Below are 4,659 nucleotides of genomic sequence, written 5' to 3' on the forward strand. Positions count from 1 at the left end.
GGAGATGGCAGCGCTCATGGCGGGTTGGCTGAGGTTGATGCTGCGTGCCGCTGCTGTGAGCTTGCGCTCGGTCATTAGAGCGTCCAGCGCTACAAGAAGGTTGAGATCAAGGCCTTTAAAACGCATGGTTTAGTGTCACTTGGAATTGGCGTAGCACGTCCTCGTCAGCGCCGGATCGCAGGACTTGAGCTACAAGGGGATCCACAAGCCGCGCCCGGACGGCATATCCGGAATAGTCTAGCACCGGCAGTCGCACGCCCGGCATCCGCATTTCCGATACGGATATTCCGCCTTGACATGGCTGAGGTACCAGGGACTGGCGCAGCTCTTGATCTGCTGCCAGGCGAGACGCGTAACTGACCCCAGTTTTGCAGCCGGATTACGTGCACAATTGCCCCCCACATTGCCTCAAGAAAAGTTACAAGTAGGCTCTATTTTTCAAATAGTATGATCTGGAGTTGCCATCGGTTCGGAGGGGTGGATTGTATGGCGACAAGGTCGAGTTGGACGAAGCAACTAACCGTCGTATCCATCCGGCGAAGGCCGTGGGGCTTACGATTTTGGCTCGTCTGCCATGATGCGCTCGATCTTTTCCCGATCGCATTGCTCGTCGGAAAGGACTGCCGAACACCTCCATCCCAGGTGCGGATGTCGGCGAGGAATTCCTTTAGGTTCTCGATGCCCTACGTCAAGACGAACAAGAGCGATGCCGCTGATGCCGAAGCGATCTGTGAGGCAGTCACGCGACCGACGATGCGCTTCGTGCCGATCAAGGAAGAGATGCAACAAGAAGTTCTTGTACTTCATCGCGTCAGGGAAATGTTGATCCGTCAGCGGACCCAACTCATCAACTCGATCCGGGGCCATCTTGCCGAATTCGGCATCGTTGCCCCGAACCGCGCGCACAATATCGGCCTTATGACCAAACTGATCGAGGACGAACAATTCGATGAGCTACCGGCCGTAGCTCGCCATGCTTTGCGTCATCTGGTCGAACAACTGAGGGAGGTGAAGACGAAGCTATTCCGCATAGATCGGGATCTTATCCGGGTCATAAAAGGAAGCGATGCCTGCCGGCGACTGATGACAATTCCTGGCGTCGGTGTGGTTACCGCGACAGCCTTGGTGTCGTCCCTGAGAGAGCCGTCTGACTTCAAATCGGGCCGTCATTTTGCCGCCTGGCTCAGGCTTGTCCCAAAGCAGCACTCCACTGGAGGTAAGGAGAATCTTGGCGGGATCAGCAAACGCGGCGATCGCTATCTCCGAAGACTCTTGATCCATGGTAGCCGTTCAATCATGCGTTGGCGCGGCCGCTCCTGGACATGGCTCTCGAAGCTCAGGGACCGTCGCCCGGCTAACGTAGCAGCCGTCGCAGTTGCAAACAAAACGACGCGTATCATTTGGGCGCTGCTGATGTTTGGCGGGACCTATGGGCATCCTGGAGAAGGCGCGACAATGAGAACAGCATAAACGCGGAATTCGACCCGGACTGGGTCGATGTGGTTGCGAGGATAGAAGGCAAATGATGGCAAAGCCGGGCTAACCGGGAACCAGCAGAGCCCGTTGGGCGCATCGAACTTCGAGTTCGTGGTGCGTGATTGGGTGCGGCACGATTTAGAGGCCGAATAGATGACTGCAGCCGCAGGTTCGCCAGAGTAGCTTTTTCCCTTGCAAAGTCGGGGGCGTCCATAGATGGTCCCAACAATGGGCAAGCCTGATGTCCGCGCCGACACGGTCTGGCGCGATCAGCCTGTTGTATCCGGCATAACCAGCGACTTGCAGGATGCCGGAGAAGCCCTGCAATATCCGTTCGGCATGAATGCCTCCGCGACCGGGAGCGTAGGTAAAGGCGACGCCTGGCGGAGCACCGCCCCCCCAAGGACAATCATCCCGCGCAAGCGCCCAGAAGTAGCCGGTCTTGGTTTTGCGGGAGCCGGGATCGAGCACCGGGGCACGGGTCTCGTCCATGAACAGCTTGGTCGAGCGCTTCAAGTCGGCAATCAGTGCATCGAAGACGGGGCGTAATTCGAACGCTGCCCGGCCGACCCAATCGGCAAGAGTGGAGCGGTCGAGATCGATGCCCTGTCGGCTCATGATCTGGGCCTGCCGATAGAGCGGCAGGTGATCGGCATATTTGGACACCAGCACATGCGCGATGGTTGCCTCGGTAGGCAATCCGGCGTGGATCAGTTGAGCAGGTGTCGGAGCCTGTGCGACGCCGTCGGTGCAAGCACGGCAGGCATATTTAGGATGACGGGTTACAATGACGCGGAACTGCGCCGGGATGACATCCCAGCCGCTCGGACACATCTTCGCCGATGCAATGCAGACCTCCACTGCAGGGGCAGATCAAGCTCTGCGGCTCGATGATCTCCTCGATAAGCGGAAGATGGGCGGGAAGAGAGCCGCGATTGGCGACGCGTGGTATGGGATGCTGCTTGCCCGGAGGGCTATCGGCCTCGTCTTCGGCATGGACGGTCGCAATGGCCGTTTCCAAGTCCTCCAGTGCGAGATCGAATTGCCCGGGATCGGCCTTCTCGGATTTGCGCCCGAAGGCAGCCTGCTTGAAAGCGGCGACCAGCTTCTCAAGCCGCTCGATCCGCTCATCTTTGCGGACTTCACGCGCTTGGGCGATCAGCGTCGCCTTCAAGGCAGCAACATCGTCGGGAAGATCGGCGGCGTCCAACATGGTGGAAGTTTATCAAATACCGCCTCGGTCCACCCGAGTCATCGTGACGCACCTATTCGATTGCTGTCGGCGCTCTTGCCTCAACGGCACGAACCCGACGCCAGTCGAGCCCCGCAAACAGCGCCTCGAATTGGGCATGGCCCAAGGTCATCAAGCTGTCCCGAATATCCGGCCAGCAGAACTGCGCCTTCTCCAGCCGCTTGTACTCACAAGAGAATGCAGCCACTGCCAACGCAGATACGCAGTTATTGCGGGTAACGCATCCGTTTCATCCTCTATACCCACGGCAGTTGCCGTGTGTCGGCAAGCGCGAAAATCGGCATGGTGAACGGCTTTTGCTGCAGACCGAGAACGCCACCGTTTGGTCGGTTCCTCCGCAATGGACTGATCTTGTGAGCTGGATCCTGAAGTCGTCATGAGCAACGGACGATCGCTCTTGTTTCGCCGACTTGATGGAGTTGGCCGCTCTGGTGGAGCGCCTTTCCAGCAAATCGGGCACGCGCTGACGTGCAGAAGTGTAAGGGTAAATATGCCGCATTTGTAAAGCGGATTATGCCGCAAGAGGTCATTTCATGAAGGATCACGCCCGTGAGTGCAGGGATTTCTATCGGACAAACCCAAAGTATCGCCTTGACGGTGCGCGATCCAAAGTTTCGGGGCAGCGAGTTCTTCGATCCGCACGACGCCGTGCAGGTCAAATACGAGATGCTGCGTCGCGTCTCCGTCGACAATTGTCGGTGAGGGAGGCCTCCGACGAATATGGCGTTTCCAGGCCGACCTACTACCAGGCCAAGGCGAACTTCGACATGGCCGGGATTGCTGGACTGGTGCCGGCAAAGCCGGGCCCTCGCGGTCCCCACAAGGTCGATGGCGACGTCCTGGCATTCCTGCAGGCGCAGCTCGCCCCAGGCGAACCCGTACGCGCCCGGGAACTTGCCAAGCTGCTCCGCCAGGAACTCGATATCGAGCTTCATCCCCGATCGATCGAGCGGGTTCTAAAAAAAAGCAGCAGGTAAACATTGCCGCGACGGCGGCATGCCCGATCCAGCCGTCAACCATCGCGTCCCCAGTACGAGGTATTGCGCAAGGCTGCACTCAGCGCCGCTTCATGCTGGTCGATCCTAGCAACCGCCTCGTCGCCGACACGCTTGAAGGTGAATGGAACGAGAAGCTTCGCACACTGGCCAATGCCCGCGAAGAGCGAACGTGGCCGAGAGCACGATCAATTCATCCTCGATAAAGCTGTCCACGAGCGATTAGTCGCGATGACGGCCGACTTCAACGAACTCTGGAAAGATCCGGATACCCCAAGCCGCGAACGCAAGCGATTGCTGGCCCACACCGGTGGCGGCCAGCAAGCCGAACAGGGTCTCGTACATCAGCGGTCTTATCGAGTCCGATGGCTTCAGGCGGGCAGCCGCCTGCATTAGCGCGGCGATCTCGTCGGCGGCGTATATGTGTGGAAGCCGCCGCTCGAAGATTCCGCCGCCCAAAGCGTCCGCGGGCGGCGGAATCTCATGACGCCGATCCTCCGCCGACAGCGCCAGTGCAAAGCGGCGAACCGTCAATAGCCGGTTGCGGCGCTGCTGCGGCGACGGTGCAAGTCTCGCCCATTCGAGCACGCGCGCCGCTCGAACATGTCGGTCGTCGTGTCGCTCGGCAAAGGCAACGAAGCTCTTCAAAAGCGTGTGCTGGACGCGGAACTTGAAGCCCAGCCTATGCTGCAGTTCTACATAGCGTGCGAGGTCTTGGCTCAGCATGACGCACTCCCTGGCCAGGGCTGGACGATCTGGGCCAACATGTCGATGTCCACCTTTGCGTAATGGCGGTGGTATCGACTGACCGATGGCGAAGCACGGTCCCGATCATATCCAGCGTGGCGCCGGCCCGAAGCATGCTGGTCGCCGCGGAGTGTCGCAGGAGATTGGCGCCTCGGGAGGGAGCGTTGTCGATACCCGCCCTTACAAGCG

7 protein-coding genes and 1 pseudogene are annotated in these 4,659 nt (G+C 59.2%); 4 read left to right on the plus strand and 4 right to left on the minus strand.

Features of this window, described 5'->3' with window-relative positions; translation table 11 throughout:
• Positions 1-126, minus strand: a 126-nt coding sequence (locus HJB91_RS30290; RefSeq protein ID WP_221156873.1) for a LysR family transcriptional regulator, incomplete at its 3' end; no start/stop codon positions are given.
• Between the two features lie 552 nt (positions 127-678).
• On the opposite strand from HJB91_RS30290, the gene HJB91_RS30295 reads away from it, so the two are divergent.
• Positions 679-1,470 carry an IS110 family transposase gene (locus tag HJB91_RS30295; RefSeq protein ID WP_221156945.1) on the plus strand — a complete coding sequence of 264 codons (792 nt, stop codon included), beginning with the start codon at positions 679-681 and terminating at the stop codon, positions 1,468-1,470.
• Positions 1,471-1,692: 222 nt separating this feature from the next.
• Here HJB91_RS30295 and tnpC read toward each other — a convergent pair.
• Together tnpC and tnpB are read right to left on the minus strand one after the other, a co-directional pair.
• Positions 1,693-2,689, minus strand: a pseudogene (gene tnpC / locus HJB91_RS31195) (IS66 family transposase); the annotation flags it as partial.
• A 52-nt stretch (positions 2,690-2,741) separates the two neighbouring features.
• Positions 2,742-2,915, minus strand: coding sequence for an IS66 family insertion sequence element accessory protein TnpB (tnpB, locus tag HJB91_RS31320; RefSeq protein ID WP_221156947.1), 174 nt, complete (start codon positions 2,913-2,915; stop codon positions 2,742-2,744).
• A gap of 22 nt (positions 2,916-2,937) precedes the next feature.
• Here tnpB and HJB91_RS31325 point away from each other — a divergent pair, with 22 nt between their 5' ends.
• From HJB91_RS31325 to HJB91_RS31205, 3 genes are all read left to right on the plus strand, one after another.
• Complete coding sequence (locus tag HJB91_RS31325; protein WP_221156949.1) at positions 2,938-3,108, plus strand: DUF5372 family protein; 171 nt, start codon at positions 2,938-2,940, stop codon at positions 3,106-3,108.
• Between the two features lie 169 nt (positions 3,109-3,277).
• The gene (locus HJB91_RS31200) at positions 3,278-3,430 is read left to right on the plus strand and encodes a hypothetical protein (RefSeq protein ID WP_311044454.1); all 153 of its coding nucleotides are present in this window, start codon (positions 3,278-3,280) and stop codon (positions 3,428-3,430) included.
• Positions 3,427-3,705, plus strand: a complete 279-nt coding sequence (locus tag HJB91_RS31205; protein WP_311044455.1) for a hypothetical protein — start codon at positions 3,427-3,429, stop codon at positions 3,703-3,705. The genes HJB91_RS31200 and HJB91_RS31205 overlap by 4 nt, the downstream gene beginning before the upstream one ends.
• 240 nt (positions 3,706-3,945) lie before the next feature.
• On the opposite strand, the gene HJB91_RS30320 is transcribed toward HJB91_RS31205, so the two are convergent.
• Positions 3,946-4,449, minus strand: a complete 504-nt coding sequence (locus HJB91_RS30320) for a hypothetical protein (protein ID WP_259670006.1) — start codon at positions 4,447-4,449, stop codon at positions 3,946-3,948.
• Positions 4,450-4,659 lie beyond the last annotated feature (210 nt).

The organism is Rhizobium sp. NLR10b (genome assembly GCF_019685435.1).
Taxonomy (GTDB): Bacteria; Pseudomonadota; Alphaproteobacteria; order Rhizobiales; family Rhizobiaceae; genus Rhizobium.

Coding starts and splice junctions, on each gene's coding strand:
- HJB91_RS30295 (WP_221156945.1), top strand. CDS start 679: ATGCCCTACGTCAAGACGAACAAGAGCGATGCCGCTGATGCCGAAGCG.
- HJB91_RS30320 (WP_259670006.1), bottom strand. CDS start 4,449: ATGCTGAGCCAAGACCTCGCACGCTATGTAGAACTGCAGCATAGGCTG.